We start from the raw sequence: 18,517 nt of genomic DNA on the forward strand, positions 1-18,517 counted from the left end.
GCCGATATTTTCGTTAATTGCATGCCAAACCCATAGGGCGTGTAATTGAAAAAAAACGAACATTCTGAAATGAAAAACTTACGCATATTTACCCTCGCAACAGCTTTACTATTTGCCGGCAGTTTTACGCTGATGGCACAGATAAAATTACCTTCCATCATCCAAAAAGTTACCGGTGGCAATGGCGCACCATCGAGCCTTGATGTAGGCACAGCCTTAAAACAGGCACTTACACAAGGCACATCAAAAAGCAGCGACCAGCTTTCGGCCCTTAACGGTTATTTTGGCAACCCGGCTGTAAAAATATTGTTCCCGCCCGAAGCGCAGAAAGTAGAAAGCCGTTTGAGGCAATTGGGCATGAACGACCTTTGCGATAAGGTAATCCTATCCCTCAACCGCGCGGCCGAAGACGCCGCAACTCAAGCTAAACCCATTTTTATTGATGCCATTAAACAAATGACATTGGACGATGCCATGAAGATACTCTTGGGCAGCAACGATTCGGCGACACAATATTTTAAACGTACCACTACCGCAGCGCTGATACTGGCCTTTAAACCCATTATACAAGCCAGCCTGAACAAGGTAGGTGCCACGCAATATTATGGACAGGCCGCCAACACCTATAACAGGATACCTTTTGTGAGTAAAATCAATCCGGATATTGCCGATTATGCCTGCCAAAAAGCTATTGATGGCTTATTTGTGCAAATTGCTGTAGAAGAGCTAAACATCCGCCAAAACATAGGCGCACGCCCAAGCCCGGTTATGCAAAAGGTTTTCGCTTACGCGGATAAGAATAAACCGGCTAATTAATTTGATTATTTAAACAATATAATCAACTGCCCTTTTTCAACCTTGTCGGTAGGTTTTACTTTGATGCTTTTTACCGTGGCGTCCGCCGGTGCCTTGATGATGTTTTCCATTTTCATGGCTTCGAGCACAAACAGGTTATCGCCTTTTTTAACCTCGTCGCCTTCGTTTACCAAAACCTTTAACACCAGGCCGGGCATCGGGGCTTTTATGTCGCTTATTTTGTTGGCGTTCAGGTTGCTCAGGCCCAGCTGGTCCAACAGGGCGTCAAACTGGTCTTTGGCTTTCAGTTCGTAGGTATTGCCGTTCACTTTGATAACGGCTGTTTTTTCTTCCTTGTTAAAGCTTACCACCTCGGCGTTGTACGAGCGGTAGTTTTCGATGATGTGATAATTCGTCGCGTCGATTTTGCTGATAACGGCATTTGCCGCTTTGCCATTAATGGCGCTGCCGGTTTTGCCGGTTTCCACATCCAGATCGATATGTTCGTTTACTTTAATTTTGTACATATTATTGTGTTAAAACGTACTGAACCAGGTTGGCCCCCATTTTCAAGGCCTTCATCCGCGATTCTTGTGTATCATTAGGATAGGTACCAAAATCTTCCCAGCCATTTCCCAAATCGCACTCATAAGTATAAAAGCAAACTAAGCGGCCTTTATAAATTAAGCCGAAGCCTTGCGCGCGTTTGCCATCGTGCTCATGTATTTTTGGCAAGCCGTTCGGGAAATCAAACTTCTGGTGAAATATGGGGTGGTTTGGCGGCAACTCCACAAACTCCAATTCGGGGAATACCTTTTTCATTTCGCGGCGTATAAATACATCAAGCCCGTAGTTGTCGTCGATATGCAAAAAGCCACCACCAGTTAAATACTTACGCAGGTTTTTGGCTTCCTGGTCGCTGAACATCACGTTACCGTGCCCGGTGAGGAAGATGAATGGGTAATTGAATATCTCGGCGCTGCCCACTTCCACCACATCGTCTTCGGCCTGGAAATTGGTCTTGATATTTTCGTTGCAAAAGGCAATCAGGTTGGGTAGGGCGGTGCGGTCGCCATACCAATCGCCGCCACCATTGTATTTTACCTTGGCCATTTTATAGGTAGGGTCGCTAAAGCTGCCGAAAATCAGCAGGCAAAAAACGGCTATGGCAGGTACAAACTTCATCTGTTTAAATAGTTCACTTCGAAACAGGCCTCCAATGCGGCGGTCTCTGTTCTTAAACGGTTATTCCCTAAAGTTATTGGTTCAAATCCATTTTGCAAAGCATCTTCAATTTCTTTTGGCGAAAAATCACCTTCGGGACCTATCAAAATCAAATAACGGTCATTTAAAGTTAGGTTTTTTTTGAGTGCTATCTTATCCCCCGGTTCGCAATGCGCGATAAATTTTTGACCGGTAAAAGGTTGTGTGATGAGTTTTTGAAAAGGCACAGGCTCGTTCAAAAGCGGATGATATGCCTTTAGCGATTGCTTTATGGCTGATGTAATGATTTTATTTAAACGCTCAGCCTTGGCTTCCTTACGTTCGGAGCGCTGGCAGATGATGAGTGATATCTCGTCGATACCTATTTCGGTCGCTTTTTCTAAAAACCATTCCAGGCGTTCAATATTTTTTGTTGGTGCTACCGCGATATGCAGGTAGTGATTGCGTTTGCCGTACTGTTGTTGTTGGCTAAGTAGTTTTAGCGCTACCCTTTTGGGATGCTCATCCACAATCTCCGCTTCGTACAGGCCGCCTTTCCCGTCGATGAGTTGTACTTTGTCACCGGTTTTTAGGCGCAGCACGCGGACGCAATGTTTGCTTTCCTCCTCATTTAAATAATAAACGGGCGAGGCGTCAGTAAGGTCGGGGGTGTAAAAAAGCTGCATGGCCTGCGGGTTTAATGCAAATCTATGGCATCTTTGTCGTCAATCAGCAACTCCAGCTTTACCGATTCGATGTTTTGTTCGGATTTTTTGAGCACGGTGATGTTGTAACCATTAGCCTCCTTCTGCTCGCCCACTTCGGGTATCTTGCCAAAAATATCGCCCAACCAACCCGATACCGTGTCGAAGTCGCCGTCTTCGGGCAAATCGTGCGGTAAAAACTCATTAACATCGTATATGGGCGCCAAAGCGTTGATCACAAACTCGCGGTGGTTCAATTTCTCTACAATTGGTTTTTCTTCGTCGTATTCGTCCTGTATCTCGCCAACCAGTTCTTCAACAATATCTTCGAGGGTAATCATACCCGCGGTGCCGCCAAATTCATCGAGCACAATGGCTATCTGGATGCGTTTTTGTTGCAGCTCGGCCAGCAGGTTATTTACCTTTTTGGTTTCGGGGATGAAATAGGGTTTGCGGATAATGTCTTTCAAGGCAAAATCCACGTTGTTTACCAATAGGGGCAAAATATCTTTGGCGTGTACGATGCCGACAATCTTATCAATGGTATCATCATACACCGGCATACGCGAGTACCCTTCGGCGATGATCTCGTTCAGCAGCTCTTCTTTGGTAGTAGTCAGCTCGATGCCCGATATTTTAGTGCGGGGCACCATGATGTTTTTTACTACACGCTCGTTAAAATCGAATACGTTTTTGATGAGCTCATGTTCGTTCGAATCGATGGCACCGCTTTCTTTTCCCTGATCAAGCAGATATTGCAGTTCCTCGGAGCTATGGTGTGCATCGCCGCTTTCGGTAGGTTTTATGCCGAACAAGGCGAGTACCAGATTGGCAAACTTGTTGAGTACCCATATCACTGGCTTAAAAACCGTATAAAAAACATTCAGCGGGAACGAGATGGCCATGGTTACACTCACCGGGCGCTGTATGGCGAAGGACTTAGGCGCCAACTCGCCAAAAACGATATGCAGCACGGTAATAAACGCGAAGGCCGCCACGTGGCTGATATCGATAATGAGGGGCGATGTGATGATCAGGCCGAACATCGAAAACATGTTCAGCATCAGCTTAGTGGCCACATCCTGTCCAAACCAACCCAAGCCCAGCGACGCGATGGTGATACCCAATTGGGTAGCTGCCAAATAGCCATCCAGGTTGTGGATAATACCACGGGCCACTTTGGCCATGCGTCCGCCCGATTTGATCTGTATCTCGATCTGCGAACCACGTACCTTAACAATGGCAAATTCGGCGGCAACAAAAAAGCCGTTGAGCACAACCAGGAAAAAGGTCAGAAAGATATAGGTTCCGCTTATGTCTAAATCGGGGTGCGCCATTGATTAATTATTGGTACGAGGAAAACGTAGCCTGGTACAATTCCATGGCTTCGGTAATAACTTTGTAGGCATAACGCTGGCCCATTAAATGCTCAATGGTAACGTTTTTACCTTCCAATTTTTTATAATCCTGGAAAAAACGGACAATCTCTTTCATGGCATGCGGCGGCAACTCGGTCAGTTCGTTGATGTAGTTTACTGACATATCGTTTTTTGCTACCGCGATGATCTTGTCGTCCTGTTCGCCGCCATCAACCATGTGCATCACACCGATAACCTGCGCTTCGATGATAGACATGGGGTAAACATCCACGGAACACAACACCAATATATCCAGCGGGTCATGGTCATCGCAATAGGTTTGGGGTATAAAACCGTAATTAGCCGGGTACATTACCGACGAGAACAATACCCTATCCAGTTTCAATAATCCGGAATCTTTATCAATTTCGTATTTCGCTTTCGAGCCTTTGGGTATCTCGATAATGGCGTTTACAATAGTAGGTATATTTTCTCCCGGAGAAACCTGGTGCCAGGGATGCTGCGTGCTCATAGATATTATTCTGTTTTTTTATCAATTTCATCATTTGTCTCTGTTATCAGCTTTCTTCGTAAAAAAGCCAGTAACAAAGGTATTGTTGTTACCAGTATCAGGCCAAATACAATATATTGTAAGTAATCCTTTATCTGGTGCGGGTATTTCTGTCCTAAAAAGTAACCCGCCAACGTCAGGATTGTTACCCAGGCAATACTGCCTATCAGATTAAAAAACGTAAACCGCTTAAAATCAACCCTAACAATTCCTGCAAAGATAGGTGCAAAAGTTCTAATTATCGGGAAAAATCTTCCCATAACCAATGCCATGCCACCATATTGGTTATAAAAGTTCTCGGCGACGTGTACATAGCGCTTTTTAAAGAACAAAGAGTCGTCCCTTTTGAAGAGCAAATGGCCAGTTCGGAACCCAAACCAATACCCCACCATATTGCCCAAAAAGCCCGCTAAAATTAAACTGAGTATCAGTACGAAGATGGGAACGCCCAGCATACCTGCCGAACAAAGCACACCAGCTAAGACCAGGAGATAGTCGCCTGGTAAGAAGAAGCCAAAAAAAAGTCCGGTTTCGGCAAAAACAACCACCAGCAGGAGGTAAAAACCACCTTGACTTATGATTTGCCGCGCATCAGTTAAATTTTGTAGGTGTTCCCAGAATTTTTCCATTCAGAGTATCTATCAGTAAAACTACAAATTATTAAATCAATTTGCAGGTCTGACAGATATTAAATAAGGCCCGATATCAAAACCGGGTACACCCCGATAACGATGGTAGCCAGTGCCGACAAGCCTAAAACAAATGTAAAATAGGCCGGAACAGGCACTTCCGACGGTTCGGCGGCATTAAAGTACATGGCTATAATCACCTTAAAGTAATAATAAATGCTAATGATGGCATTTACAACAGCTATAATGACCAAAGCCACCTGGTATTGCATCAATGCGCCGGTAAACATAAAGAACTTGCCGATAAAGCCCGCGGTTAGCGGTATACCCGCTAATGAAAGCATAGCGATTGTCAACGTCAATGCCAAAAACGGGTTCTTTTTCGCGAGGCCGTTAAAGCTGTCGAAATTGTCGCTGCCTGCTTGTTGTCTCACCAAAATCAATACTGCGAAGGCAATAATAGAAGCGATAGAATAAGCAGTGGCATAGACAAAAACCGAATTGGCCGAGCTTGCACTTAAAGCCACAATAGCGAACATCAAGTAGCCTGCATGCGATATGCTCGAAAATGCCAGCATCCGTTTAAAGCTGTGCTGATACAGGGCTGTAATATTACCGATGAACAGCGTAAGCATGGTGATGATGAGCAGCGTAGGGGCCCAATAAGCCGACAACGGATTAAAGCAGGTGGAGAACAAGCGCAAAAATGCCGCGAAACCTGCAGTTTTTACTACGGTAGACATGAAAGCGGTAATCAGCGTAGGTGAACCTTCGTACACATCAGGCGTCCAGAAATGGAAAGGGGCAGCGCCAACTTTAAAGCATAGGCCTACAATCATCAATAACACCCCGGTATAAAACAAGGGGTCGAGATGGGCAGGATTCATCAGTATCCAGGCGCGGATGTCGCTCAGGTCGAAAGAACCGGAGGCACCATACACCAAGGTAATACCGAACAACAAAAAGCCGGTAGAGAAAGCGCCCATCAAAAAGTATTTCAGCGAAGCTTCGTTTGAGGCGACGTCGTTCTTTTTGATACCCGCCAAAATGTACAAGCTAACCGACATGATTTCGATACCGATAAACAACATGGTGAGGTTATGGTATGACAGCATAACGATGATGCCCGCCAGCGCGAACAACATCACCGCGTAATATTCGGCAACGTGATCGCTGATGCGTTCAAAATAATCTTTTGATAGCAGCAGTATCAGGATAGTAGACAATATGGTGAGTGCCGAAAACGCGATAGAGAAGTTGTTAAACTGCATCATGCCATTAAATATCGGCGCGGCTTCTTTGCCCCAATCGGCAAAAGCAAAACCCAGGGCAATTAACAAACCAATAACAGTAACCGGCAGCAAAGCTTTTTTCAGCTTGTATAAACCCAGGTATAGTATTACGATCGGTAAAACAGAAATGATGATCAGCGTATTCATGGTTTACTTTACTGAGGTTAATTTGTTTTGGTTTACCTGCTCAATCAGGTGGTGAACACTGGCTTCGCTGAGGTGTAAAATGCATTGAGGGTACACCCCGATAACAATAATGAGCGTACAGATAATACCCAGTACAATTTTTTCGGAACCGGTGATGTCGGTAAACACAGCAGTTAAAGCGTTGGTTTCGCCCTGCATAATTTTTTTATACATCCTGAGCATATATACCGCGCAGAAGATGATGGTTAACCCGGCTACAGCCGATAAGAAGATGTTGTATTGATAAATTCCGTTGAGTAGCAAAAACTCGCCGATGAAACCGTTGGTTAAGGGCAATGCCGCGGTACCCAAAACAATAATGAGAAACATGATGGCGAACTGCGGAGCCAATTTAGCGATGCCGCCCATTTGGTCGATGTCGCGGGTGTTGAGCCTGCGGCTAATAATATCCATCACAAAAAACAAACCAACGATGTTGATACCGTGATTCAAACTTTGTATCAAGGCACCTTGTATGCCTTGAATATCCCAGGCAAAAATACCGGCGGCTATCAGGCCAACGTGGGCGATTGACGAATAAGCGATCAAACGTTTGCCGTCCTTTTGGTTAAAGGCAATGAGCGACGCGTAAACTATACCGATTACCGCTAAAACGATAGCTACCGGGCCCCATTGAGCGAAAGCTGCGGGTGATACGGGTATCAACCAGCGGATAACACCATAGATACCCATTTTTAGCATAATGCCCGAAAGCATCATGGTGCCGCCTGTCGGCGATTCGGTATAGGTATCGGGCTGCCAGGTATGGAATGGGAACAGCGGCATTTTTATCGCGAAAGCCAAAAAGAACGCCCAAAAAACAAATGATTGCTTGTAAGCGCTCAGATGCAGATGGTAAAATGCCTGTATATCGTAATTGTGGGCCGGGTTTTGTGTGTACAGGTAAATCAAACCCAACAACATAAACAAGGAGCCCGCAAAGGTGTAGATAAAGAATTTGATGTTGATGCGAATACGGTCGCCGCCGCCCCATAGCGCGCAGATAAAGTAAATGGGTATCAAGGCCGCTTCCCAACCCACATAGAATAAAAAGCCATCCAATGCTGTAAAAACCAGCAATAAACCAGCTTGCATAAACAATATCAGGGCGTAAAATACGGCAGGGTTTTTATAGTCGTGCTTAAATGTGCTTAGTATAATAATGGGTACCAATAAGGTGGTAAGCAATACCATCACCATGCTGATACCATCGATACCGGCTTTAAAATGAACACCGGCACTTGCTATCCATTCAAAATCAACACCAAACTGGGTGGTGGCATCGGGTATAAATTGCGAAAGGAAAGTTGCTGCGACGGCAAGCTCGGCCAAACCAAATAACAGGGCTACTGTTTTAGCATTAGCGCCTTTAAACAACAGGGTTACAAGGGCACCAAGCAGTGGTAAAAGAAGTAGGATAATAACCGTCATTGTGTGTATTGTAATGCCTTATTAAATTATATGTAACACCGTGTAGATACCGTAGCCCAAAATGGCCAGGATGCCTATCACCATCATAAAAATATAGAAACCTACATTGCCGCTTTGCAACATGCGCAGGTCTTTGCTGGCTTCCATTGAGCCGCTGCCCAAACCATTCACAAAACCATCTATGCCCAGCTTATCAATAACCTTATAGAAAAAGACAGAGAGGCCATCCAGTGGTTTGCGGATGAATGCATCGTATACTTCGTCGATATAAAACTTGTTATAGGCCAAACCGGTAAGCGCGGGGCGTTGCTCGGTATCGGCAACGGGCACATGGCCGTTCTTGTTGTATTTAATGTATGCCCAAACCAAGGCTATCAAAACTCCGGCAACAGAAACGCCCATCAGCAGCCATTCGGTGGATGGGGCCAGTTCGTGAGGGTAAAGCTCTTGTATGGCTGTAGATTTTTTGAAAACCGGCGCCAGAAAATCCTGCAACCAGTGATGGCCGCTCAATACTTTCGGTACATTGATAAAGCCACCAACGATGGAAAGTATGGCCAGAACAACCAATGGTATTGTGATTGATTTTGGAGATTCGTGCAAATGATGTTCCTGCTCGTGCGTGCCCCTGAATTTACCGTAAAAGGTAAGGTACAACATCCTGAACATATAGAACGACGTAAACATGGCCGCGATAACACCAATTACCCATAAAGCCGGGCTGTGGCTGTAAACGTTGGCCAATATTTCATCCTTAGAGAAGAAACCCGCGAACGGCGGTAAACCCGATATGGCCAGTGTACCGATGAGCATGGTGATGAAGGTAACCGGCAGTTTGCCTTTAAGGCCGCCCATTTTACGCATATCCTGCTCGCCGCTAACCGCGTGGATAACCGAACCCGCGCCCAGGAATAATAAGGCCTTGAAGAAAGCATGCGTTAATACGTGGAAGAAAGCACCTGTATAAGCGCCTACGCCCAAACCTAAAAACATGTAACCTAATTGCGATACGGTTGAGTAAGCCAATACTTTTTTGATATCCGTTTGTGTCATCGCGATGATGGCGGCCATGACGATGGTTGCCAGACCGATAACAGCGATGATGTGCATGGTAACCGGCGACAAAGTAAACAGGATGTTTGAGCGTGCTATCATATACACACCGGCGGTAACCATAGTAGCAGCGTGTATCAACGCCGAAACAGGAGTTGGGCCAGCCATAGCGTCGGGTAACCAGGTAAATAAGGGTATCTGCGCCGACTTACCGGTTGCGCCAACAAACAGCAGCAAGGTAATCAACAACAAAGTGGGATTATATGGGTGCATCAACGATGCCCTGTCGTACACTTCCGAAAAAGTAACGCTGCCGAATGTTTGAATGATAACGAATACGCCAATCAGGAAACCCAAATCGCCGATGCGGTTCATAACGAAAGCTTTCTTGGCCGCATCAGAATAGGCAGCATTGCTATACCAGAAACCGATAAGCAGATATGAGCATAACCCGACGCCTTCCCAGCCGATAAACATGATGACATAGTTTGAACCCAGCACCAATAACAGCATGAAGAAGATAAACAAGTTTAAATACGAGAAGAACTTGCCAAAACCTTCATCATCGTGCATGTAACCTACCGAATAAACATGGATAAGGAAGCCAACGCCTGTAATGATGAGCAACATGATAACGCTCAACTGGTCAACCAAAAAAGAGAAAGGGATAGTTAAACTGCCAACATGTATCCAATCGAAGTAAGTGACTTCGATGGCTTTGTGCGCGGGATCGGAATTGATTTGCAAAAAGGCAGCTATACTTAAGCCAAAAGCCAACAGCACTACTGTACTGCCAATAAAGCCTATCGCACCTTTCGACAAAGCATTGCGGCCAAGCCCATTGATAATAAAACCAGCTAAGGGTAATAAAGGAATAAGCCAGATGTAATTATTTATCATTTATATTATTCTTTTGGACCTCGAAGGACCTTTTCTTGATTCTTGACTCTTAATTCTTGCCTCTAACTTACCACTTCAACCTGTTCAGCACGTTAATATCCAGCGAATTGGTATTGCGGTATATCATCACGATAATGGCCAAACCTACCGATACTTCGGCTGCAGCCAATGCCATGATAAAAAACACAAACACTTGTCCGTTAGGATCGCCCCTGAAAACCGAAAACACGGTTAGCAACAGGTTAACTGCGTTCAGCATCAGCTCCACCGACATAAATATCACGATGGCGTTGCGGCGCGTTAACACCCCGATAACACCTATCGAAAATATGATAGAACACAGGATGATGTAATGATTTAACGGTACGGCCTGTATATTTTGTGATAAAGTATCCATGGTTACGCGTTTGAGGGTTGTTTATCTTTAGTGGCCAATAAAACTGCGCCTACCATTGCCGAGAACAGCAATAGCGACGAAACTTCGAAGGGCAGTAAAAATTGGTTGAACAATACTTTACCGAGGCTTTTTACCAGACCGAGGTCGCCCTGGCGCAGGATTACCGGTTGCGATTTGTCTAATGCCTTAACCGCCGCTACAATAACCACGAGTAAACAGCCACCGGCTATAACGCCGGCAAACTTGATAAAGTTGGAACGTATGGGTTCCGAATCCTTATTCAAATTGAGCAGCATGATAACAAACAGGAACAGCACCATAATGGCACCCATGTAAACAATAAAGTTTACGATGGCCAAAAATTGGGCATTGAGCAAAACATACTGTATGGTAAAGGTAAAAAACGTTAAGATGAGGTACAGCACACTGTGCACCGGGTTCTTTGCAAAGATGACCAGGAGTGCGAACAGTATCGACAAAAACGCGACAAAATAAAATAAACTCATTTTTATATTATAAAGTACCGTTGCCTGTTTTTAAAAGATGGGCAAAGGTATAAAACTTCCTTATTGATTTAATGGCTCCTCCACTAATTTGTCTTTACCATAAATAAAATCCTTCCGCAAATAATTTGAAGGGACGATATCGCCGTCTAAGTAGATTGCTTCTTTAGGGCAAGCCTCTTCGCACAAGCCGCAAAAAATGCAGCGCAGCATATTGATCTCGTAAACGGCGGCGTATTTTTCTTCGCGGTATAAATGCTCTTCGCCAGGCTGGCGTTCTGCAGCTATCATGGTGATGGCTTCAGCCGGACATGATAAGGCGCACAAACCACAGGCGGTACAACGCTCGCGGCCTTCTTCGTCGCGTTTAAGCGAGTGCATGCCCCGGAAATTTTCGGAAAATTCCCTTTTTTGCTCCGGGTACCTGATGGTTACGCTTTTGCGGAAAAAGTGTTTTCCGGTTATCCTCAAACCGCTTAATATGGCAGGCAGGTAGGCCCGTTCTAAAAAGTTGAGCGGTTTTGATTCAATAACCTTACGTTTACTGGTTAATGGTTCCATGTATACCTATTTGAAAAACGTACTAAATAAACCTGTTAAAACAATATTGGCTATGGCCAGGGGGATGAGTATTTTCCAACCCAGATCCATCAGCTGATCGTAGCGGAAACGCGGGATGGTCCAGCGTACCCACATAAAGAAGAAGATGAAGAATACAATTTTAGCGAACAATACGCCTACACCAACCAGCGGGCCCCAAGTACCCCCCAAAGTAGCGTTCACGTAATCCATGCCGGGATAATTGTAACCTCCAAAATATAAAGTAGACATTACTGCCGATGAAACAAACATGTTGATATACTCCGAAAACAGGTAAAAACCCAGTTTCATGGATGAGTATTCGGTGTGGTAACCACCTACCAACTCGGTTTCGCACTCCGGCAAATCGAAAGGCGTGCGGTTGGTCTCCGCGAAAGCGCAAACGATAAAGAGCAAAAAGCCCAATGGCTGACGGAAGAAGTTCCAGGTAAAGTAACCGTGGTGCCAAAAGCCGTGTTGCTGCTCAACAATCTCGCGCAAGCTTAAGGTACCGGTAACCATTAACAAGGCGATGATGGAAAGGCCCATCGCGATTTCATAACTGATATTTTGCGATGCCGCGCGGATAGCGCCCAACAAGGAATATTTATTGTTTGATGCCCAACCGCCTATCATGACACCATAAACGCCTAATGATACCACACCAAAAATATAGAGTACGCCAACGTTGATATCGGCTACCTGCAGGTCGAAATAATCGGAACCGATAATAACCGGTTGCCCCCATGGTATTACGGCAGACCCGATACAGGCCGTCATGATAGCGAGCGATGGCCCTACGATAAAGAGCAAACTACTTGCCCTTGTGGGGATAATCTCTTCTTTCATGAACATTTTGGCACCATCGGCCAGGGGCTGTAATATGCCCAGCGGGCCTGCGCGGTTAGGGCCAACCCTGTCCTGAAAAAATGCGGCTACTTTACGTTCGGCATATGTGCTGTACATAGCAACAACCAAACTTATACCGAAGATAATGCCTACCAGTATAAATTTTTCGCCAACAAATCCTATTAAAGCTAATTCCATTATTATAAGCGTGTATTGCGTTCAAATTGTTCCTCGTTTGCCTCAATCAATTTCGGATCGGACTTTACAACCGGCAGCGGGTGCATAGTTTCGTAATGGTTCGAGCTTATAACCGAAGTATTGGCAATATGGCGCGGGCCTTCAATTACCCAATCGGCGGTTTTCTTTTTATCAAAACGGCAGGTATTGCAAATAAATTCTTCTACCTCGCCATAAACATCCTTACGCGCAGTAACCCTGATTACGTCTTCGCCTTTATACCATAGCGTTACCTTACCATTGCATTTTTCGTGGTCGCAATCGCGGTGCGCATCAACGGGTTTGGTAAACCAAACACGGTTTTTAAAACGGAAAGTTTTATCGGTTAAAGCGCCAACAGGACAAACATCGATAACATTGCCCGAAAAATCATTATCGACAGCAGCGTGGATATAAGTCGATATTTCCGAATGGTCGCCGCGGTTTAAAATACCATGTATGCGGTGGTCGGTTATCTGGTCGGCGGTAAACACGCAACGGTAGCAAAGGATGCAGCGCGTCATGTGCAGTTGTATTTTATCGCCAATATCTATCTTTTCAAATTTACGACGGTCGAACTCGTAACGGGTTTTTGCCAGGCCGTGTTCGTAGCCTAAATCCTGCAAGTGGCATTCGCCGGCCTGATCGCATATCGGGCAATCGAGCGGGTGGTTAATAAGCAGCATCTCCACAATACCCCTGCGTGCCTCAATCACTTCGGGCGAGGTAATGTTTTGCACTTCCATGCCATCCATAACCGTGGTACGGCACGATGCGATGAGTTTTGGCATAGGACGCGGGTCTTTTTCGGAGCCTTTGCTTACCTTTACCAAACATGTACGGCATTTACCACCGCTGCCTTCTAATTTGGAATAATAGCACATAGCCGGCGGAACGATATCGCCACCTATCATTCTCGCGGCATTCAGGATGGTTGTTCCTTCCGGTACTTCAATACTTATTCCGTCTATTGTAACTTTCATCTATTTCAATTCAAAAGTTAATTCCCTATTGTGCTGCTGGCTCTAATACCGGTAGCGGATCGGCATAATGTGCCAAACCAAAGTTTCTTGTAACTGCTTCTGCTCCGTTGGTAACGTGCCATTCAAATTCGTCCCTAAAGTGGCGGATGGCGCTGGCTACGGGCCATGCTGCCGCATCACCTAAAGGGCAAATGGTATTTCCTTCAATTTTTTTCGATACATCCACCAACAGGTCCATGTCGCTTAGTTTGCCGTGGCCATATTCCAGGCGGTGCAATACTTTTTCCATCCAGCCGGTGCCTTCGCGGCATGGCGAACATTGCCCGCAACTTTCGTGGTGGTAAAAACGGGTAAAGTTCCAGGTATTGCGCACAATGCACTGGTCTTCGTCAAACACGATGAAACCACCCGAACCCATCATGGTTCCGGTAGCGAAACCACCGTCGGAGAGGGATTCGTAGCTCATCAGGCGGGCTTCGTTTTTGATGGTTTTGGTGATGAGGTTGGCCGGTAAAATTGGCACCGATGACCCACCTGCAACAACCGCCTTTAAGCGCTTGCCATTGGCTATACCACCGCAATATTCGTCGGAGTAGATAAAATCTTCAACCGAAACACCTAATTCAATTTCGTAAATGCCGGGTTTGTTGATGTTGCCCGATGCCGATATCAGTTTGGTACCTGTACTGCGACCGATACCGATTTTGGAATATTCATCGCCGCCATCGCGGATGATAGGGACAACTGCAGCTATCGACTCCACATTGTTTACCACCGTTGGGCAGCCCCATAAACCCGCAATAGCCGGGAATGGTGGTTTAATGCGCGGGTTACCACGTTTACCTTCCAGCGATTCCAACAGCGCAGTTTCTTCGCCGCAAATGTAGGCGCCGCCCCCGGGTTGTACGTATAGTTCGAGGTCGTAACCGGAGCCTAAAATATTTTTACCAAGAAATCCTTTTGCTTTTGCTTCGGCGATGGCTTTTTCGAGGATGCGTATCTGCGGCATCATTTCGCCGCGAACGTAGATGTACGATACTTTGGCACCCAGGGCATAACTCGATATGATCATACCCTCAATCAACAAGTGCGGGATATAAGTCATCAAATAACGGTCCTTAAAGGTTCCCGGTTCCGACTCATCGGCATTACAAACCAAATAACGTGCACGGCCTTCGGGTTTTGCCAAAAAGCTCCACTTCATACCTGTAGGGAAACCCGCGCCGCCACGGCCGCGCAAACCCGATTTCTTTACTTCTTCAACCACTTCATCAGTGGTCATTTTCAAAGCTTTGGCCACGGTATCATAACCACCTTTCGAGCGGTAAACATCAAAAGTTTCGATGCCCGGTACGTTAATATGTTCTAATAATAATTTGCGTCCCATTACTGTTAATATATTTTACCTGTTAACGTGTAGGTGGCCGTATGATTTTTAATACTATTTCTTGTGCAAATTAAAAACATCACCATCGATAACCAGCCAATAAGCGGGTAATCATGATGCAGAGATATGTATAGTGCAATACCAATTATTAACGCGACATCCCATAAAACTAAAGTCATTCTCTGTTTCATTTCCTTAATTTTTTGTTTGAGCGGTTAGGTCTGCTATCAGCTTATCCACCTTTTCGGGGGTTAAGTTTTCGTAAAAAGTATATTCGGGGCCAATTTGCAAAACCGGGGCAAAGCCACAGGCTGCAAGGCACTCCACACCGCGCCAGCTAAACAAGCCATCGGCAGTAACTTCGCCTTCTTTTACACCCAATTTTTGTTCAATATAACCCATCAGTTTTTCTGCACCATTCAGGCAGCAAGGACCGGTGCGGCAAACCTCCAAAAAGTATTTTCCCTGTGGTTTCAGCAGGTACATGCTGTAAAATGTAGCCACCTCGTAAACCTCAACATGCTGTATATCCAAATATTCAGCTATTTTATCCATAGCCTGCGGGCTTACCCAGCCAAACTCGGCCTGTACCAAATGCAGTATAGGTAATAGGCCGGCTTTTTGTTTTCCTTCCGGATAACGGCTTACCACATCATCGAACTTTGTGATGAGTGCTGCCGAAAACTCGACCTGGCCTTGTGTATCTTCAACTCTAAGCATCTAATTCTCCGGCTATAACGTTTAAACTACTCATGTTAATAATCGCGTCGCTCAGTACCATACCGCGGCTCATGGGCGCGTACATCTGGTAATTTACAAAACTTGGCCTGCGGAAATGCAGACGGTAGGGCGAGCGGCCGCCATCGTTCACCAAATAAAAGCCCAGTTCGCCATTGGCGCCTTCAACCGCGTGGTAAACTTCGGTTGTAGGAGTATCTATTTCGCCCATCACAATTTTAAAGTGATAAATAAGGGCTTCCATATTGTTGTAAACTTCTTCTTTAGGCGGCAAATAAAACTCGGGCACAGCGGCGTGAAAAATGGATAAATCTTCTTTCTCCAGTTTTTCCATGGCTTGCTCAATGATGCGCAGGCTTTGCCACATTTCTTCGTTACGTACCAAAAAGCGGTTGTAAACATCGCCATTGGTGCCTACGGGTACTTCAAAATCAAAATCCTGATACGAGCTATATGGCTCTTGAGCGCGCACATCGTAATCAACTCCTGCGGCACGCAGTATCGGGCCGGTCCAGCTGTAGCTCAGGGCGGTTTCGGCAGTAACAGCGGCGATGTCTTTGGTACGATCGATAAATATACGGTTGCGGTTAAACAACGCTTCAAACTCACGCAGCGCTACAGGGAACTCCTTGAGGAATTTCCTGATTTTATCAAAAGCGATGGTATTGAAATTACGTTCGAAACCACCTATACGGCCAATATTGGTAGTAAGGCGCGACCCGCAAATTTCTTCGTATATCTCGTACACATGCTCGCGGAACTGCATCATGTACAAAAAGCCGGTAAAGGCACCGGTATCAACACCCAATACGCCGTTACAAACAATATGATCGGTAATACGGGCCAGTTCCATGATGATAACGCGCAGATAATCCACACGTTTTGGCATCTCGATACCCAATAATTTCTCCACCGTCATGTGCCAGCCCATGTTGTTGATGGGCGATGAGCAGTAGTTTAAACGATCGGTCAATGGGGTTATCTGGTAAAATGGCCTGTGTTCGGCAATTTTTTCGAAAGCACGGTGAATATAACCGATGGTTGATACGCCGCTCACTATCCGCTCGCCATCCAGCTCCAGTACGTTTTGGAACACACCATGCGTTGCCGGGTGGGTAGGCCCCAGGTTTAAAGTGGAAAGCTCACTTTGCGGATCGTTATCTGTTATGAGAAGGTGATTGTGCATGTTTATCTTCCAAAGAAATAATCTTTTTTATCTATACGGTTCGGGTCTTCCAAAGGATATTCTTTCCTCATCGGGAAAACCTCCATATCGTCAACATTCAGTATCCTGCGCAAATCGGGGTGACCGTCAAATTGGATCCCGAAAAAGTCATAGGTTTCGCGTTCCATCCAATTGGCACCGTTCCATATTTCGCTTGCTGTAGGGATGTGTACATCGTTGGCAGCTAAAAATACTTTGATGCGGATGCGGATGCCACCGGCCAGGTTGTGTACATGGTAAATTACCCCAAAAGGTTTTTCCAATTCGGGATAGTGAATGGCGGTAATATCGGTTAAATGGATAAAATCGAGGTCGTTTTTGAGGTAGCTTAAAACATTGGTAATCTCATCGCGGCTGGTTTCGATGGTAAGCAGGCCATAAGGGTCGCCCAATTGGGTGATCTTGTCATCAAATTTTGAAACCAACTGTTGAAGAAGCTCTTCGTTCGATATTTTGGCCATTACTATAGGATTCCGTATTTAGCTAATAATTCCTGGTATTTAGGGTCTTCGCGCCTGCGGCCCGATTCTGTTTGTACCAGTTTTTGGATATTGATAAAACCATCGATAATGGCTTCGGGGCGTGGCGGGCATCCGGGAACGTAAACGTCAACCGGGATAATCTCGTCGATACCTTGCAAAACCGAATAAGTATCGAAAATACCACCGCTTGATGCGCAGGCACCTACGGCCATTACCCAACGGGGTTCGGCCATTTGCAAATAAACCTGGCGTAGTACGGGGGCCATTTTTTTGGCAATAGTGCCCATTACCATCAACAAGTCGGCCTGGCGGGGCGAAAAGCTTAAACGCTCGGCACCAAAACGAGAAAGGTCGTAATGTGAGGCCATGGTAGCCATAAACTCGATACCGCAGCATGATGTTGCGAAAGGCAAGGGCCACAGTGAGTATGAACGGGCCAAACCAACGGCCTTATCCAATGATGTAGCGAAAAATCCCGACCCTTCAACGCCCGGAGGGGCTTCAACAATTTGAATGTCACTCATAAGCTTCTAATATAAAAACCCACCTTTTACAAGGATGAGTGCAAAATTAACAATAATCTGTTCAACAGTGTTAAAAAAACACTAAGGTTGGTATTTAGAATTATTCTAATTAATCCCAATCCAAAGCGCCTTTTTTCAGGACGTATATAAAGCCCAACAACAGGGTGCCCATAAAAATGAACATTTCGATCATGCCGGGCGAACCTAAGTCTTTAAAATTTACCGCCCAGGGGTACATAAAAATTACTTCCACATCAAACAACACAAACAATATGGCTACCAGGAAGTATTTGATGGATATGGGTGTAAAGGCATTACCTATTACTTCCACACCCGACTCGAACGTGGTTAACTTATCGGCTGTTTTACGCGTGGGGCCTAATTTATGGGTAACAAACATTACGATTACCACAAAAGCCAATGCCACTATCATTTGGAAAATGATGGGCAAATAATTAACCGGCAAACTTTGAGATTCCATGCGGCAAATATAGGGGGAAACAAATCAAATA

The 18,517-nt window shown here is 45.4% G+C and carries 21 protein-coding genes; 1 reads left to right on the forward strand and 20 read right to left on the reverse strand.

The window, feature by feature from the left end:
- The first annotated feature begins 69 nt into the window (after nt 1-69).
- Nucleotides 70-816, forward strand: coding sequence for a DUF4197 domain-containing protein (locus QZX97_RS00005; RefSeq protein ID WP_295654219.1), 747 nt, complete (start codon nt 70-72; stop codon nt 814-816).
- A 5-nt stretch (nt 817-821) separates the two neighbouring features.
- Here the strand turns inward: QZX97_RS00005 and QZX97_RS00010 are convergent, their stop codons facing one another.
- The 20 genes from QZX97_RS00010 to QZX97_RS00105 all read right to left on the reverse strand — a co-directional run bounded on the left by QZX97_RS00010 (nt 822) and on the right by QZX97_RS00105 (nt 18,486).
- The gene (locus QZX97_RS00010; RefSeq protein ID WP_295654221.1) at nt 822-1,322 is read right to left on the reverse strand and encodes a biotin/lipoyl-containing protein; all 501 of its coding nucleotides are present in this window, start codon (nt 1,320-1,322) and stop codon (nt 822-824) included.
- Between the two features lies 1 nt (nt 1,323).
- A complete protein-coding gene (locus tag QZX97_RS00015; RefSeq protein WP_295663943.1) occupies nt 1,324-1,980 on the reverse strand; it encodes a DUF4159 domain-containing protein in 657 nt (218 codons plus the stop codon).
- Nucleotides 1,977-2,684, reverse strand: coding sequence for a 16S rRNA (uracil(1498)-N(3))-methyltransferase (locus QZX97_RS00020; protein ID WP_295654224.1), 708 nt, complete (start codon nt 2,682-2,684; stop codon nt 1,977-1,979). Before QZX97_RS00020 ends, QZX97_RS00015 begins: the two co-directional genes overlap by 4 nt.
- A gap of 11 nt (nt 2,685-2,695) precedes the next feature.
- Nucleotides 2,696-4,039 carry a hemolysin family protein gene (locus QZX97_RS00025; protein ID WP_295663946.1) on the reverse strand — a complete coding sequence of 448 codons (1,344 nt, stop codon included), beginning with the start codon at nt 4,037-4,039 and terminating at the stop codon, nt 2,696-2,698.
- Nucleotides 4,040-4,046: 7 nt separating this feature from the next.
- Nucleotides 4,047-4,592 (reverse strand): inorganic diphosphatase, encoded by a 546-nt coding sequence (locus tag QZX97_RS00030; protein ID WP_295654228.1) that lies wholly within the window; start codon nt 4,590-4,592, stop codon nt 4,047-4,049.
- Between the two features lie 5 nt (nt 4,593-4,597).
- A complete protein-coding gene (locus QZX97_RS00035; protein ID WP_295654229.1) occupies nt 4,598-5,260 on the reverse strand; it encodes a DedA family protein in 663 nt (220 codons plus the stop codon).
- Between the two features lie 59 nt (nt 5,261-5,319).
- Nucleotides 5,320-6,699, reverse strand: a complete 1,380-nt coding sequence (locus QZX97_RS00040) for an NADH-quinone oxidoreductase subunit N (RefSeq protein ID WP_295654231.1) — start codon at nt 6,697-6,699, stop codon at nt 5,320-5,322.
- 3 nt (nt 6,700-6,702) lie between these two features.
- The gene (locus QZX97_RS00045; RefSeq protein ID WP_295654233.1) at nt 6,703-8,169 is read right to left on the reverse strand and encodes an NADH-quinone oxidoreductase subunit M; all 1,467 of its coding nucleotides are present in this window, start codon (nt 8,167-8,169) and stop codon (nt 6,703-6,705) included.
- A 21-nt stretch (nt 8,170-8,190) separates the two neighbouring features.
- Nucleotides 8,191-10,119 carry an NADH-quinone oxidoreductase subunit L gene (gene nuoL, locus QZX97_RS00050; RefSeq protein ID WP_295654256.1) on the reverse strand — a complete coding sequence of 643 codons (1,929 nt, stop codon included), beginning with the start codon at nt 10,117-10,119 and terminating at the stop codon, nt 8,191-8,193.
- A gap of 70 nt (nt 10,120-10,189) precedes the next feature.
- Nucleotides 10,190-10,519 carry an NADH-quinone oxidoreductase subunit NuoK gene (gene nuoK, locus QZX97_RS00055; RefSeq protein ID WP_295654235.1) on the reverse strand — a complete coding sequence of 110 codons (330 nt, stop codon included), beginning with the start codon at nt 10,517-10,519 and terminating at the stop codon, nt 10,190-10,192.
- A gap of 2 nt (nt 10,520-10,521) precedes the next feature.
- Nucleotides 10,522-11,025, reverse strand: coding sequence for an NADH-quinone oxidoreductase subunit J (locus QZX97_RS00060; RefSeq protein WP_295654237.1), 504 nt, complete (start codon nt 11,023-11,025; stop codon nt 10,522-10,524).
- 60 nt (nt 11,026-11,085) lie between these two features.
- Nucleotides 11,086-11,583: an NADH-quinone oxidoreductase subunit I gene (locus QZX97_RS00065; RefSeq protein WP_295654239.1), complete on the reverse strand. Its 498-nt coding sequence runs from the start codon at nt 11,581-11,583 to the stop codon at nt 11,086-11,088.
- A gap of 6 nt (nt 11,584-11,589) precedes the next feature.
- Nucleotides 11,590-12,648: an NADH-quinone oxidoreductase subunit NuoH gene (nuoH, locus tag QZX97_RS00070; protein ID WP_295654241.1), complete on the reverse strand. Its 1,059-nt coding sequence runs from the start codon at nt 12,646-12,648 to the stop codon at nt 11,590-11,592.
- Nucleotides 12,649-12,650: 2 nt separating this feature from the next.
- The gene (locus tag QZX97_RS00075; RefSeq protein WP_295654243.1) at nt 12,651-13,649 is read right to left on the reverse strand and encodes a 2Fe-2S iron-sulfur cluster-binding protein; all 999 of its coding nucleotides are present in this window, start codon (nt 13,647-13,649) and stop codon (nt 12,651-12,653) included.
- A gap of 25 nt (nt 13,650-13,674) precedes the next feature.
- Nucleotides 13,675-15,036 carry an NADH-quinone oxidoreductase subunit NuoF gene (gene nuoF / locus QZX97_RS00080; RefSeq protein ID WP_295654245.1) on the reverse strand — a complete coding sequence of 454 codons (1,362 nt, stop codon included), beginning with the start codon at nt 15,034-15,036 and terminating at the stop codon, nt 13,675-13,677.
- Between the two features lie 195 nt (nt 15,037-15,231).
- On the reverse strand, nt 15,232-15,756 hold the full coding sequence (locus QZX97_RS00085; protein WP_295654247.1) for an NAD(P)H-dependent oxidoreductase subunit E: 525 nt from the start codon (nt 15,754-15,756) through the stop codon (nt 15,232-15,234).
- Nucleotides 15,749-16,960: an NADH-quinone oxidoreductase subunit D gene (locus QZX97_RS00090; RefSeq protein WP_295654249.1), complete on the reverse strand. Its 1,212-nt coding sequence runs from the start codon at nt 16,958-16,960 to the stop codon at nt 15,749-15,751. The genes QZX97_RS00085 and QZX97_RS00090 overlap by 8 nt, the downstream gene beginning before the upstream one ends.
- Nucleotides 16,961-16,962: 2 nt before the next feature.
- Nucleotides 16,963-17,460, reverse strand: a complete 498-nt coding sequence (locus QZX97_RS00095) for an NADH-quinone oxidoreductase subunit C (protein WP_295654250.1) — start codon at nt 17,458-17,460, stop codon at nt 16,963-16,965.
- Nucleotides 17,461-17,462: 2 nt separating this feature from the next.
- Nucleotides 17,463-18,005 (reverse strand): NADH-quinone oxidoreductase subunit B, encoded by a 543-nt coding sequence (locus QZX97_RS00100; RefSeq protein WP_295654252.1) that lies wholly within the window; start codon nt 18,003-18,005, stop codon nt 17,463-17,465.
- Nucleotides 18,006-18,114: 109 nt separating this feature from the next.
- A complete protein-coding gene (locus QZX97_RS00105; RefSeq protein ID WP_295654254.1) occupies nt 18,115-18,486 on the reverse strand; it encodes an NADH-quinone oxidoreductase subunit A in 372 nt (123 codons plus the stop codon).
- Nucleotides 18,487-18,517: the final 31 nt, after the last annotated feature.

Source organism: uncultured Mucilaginibacter sp., assembly GCF_903893715.1.
In the GTDB taxonomy this organism is placed as follows: domain Bacteria; phylum Bacteroidota; class Bacteroidia; order Sphingobacteriales; family Sphingobacteriaceae; genus Mucilaginibacter.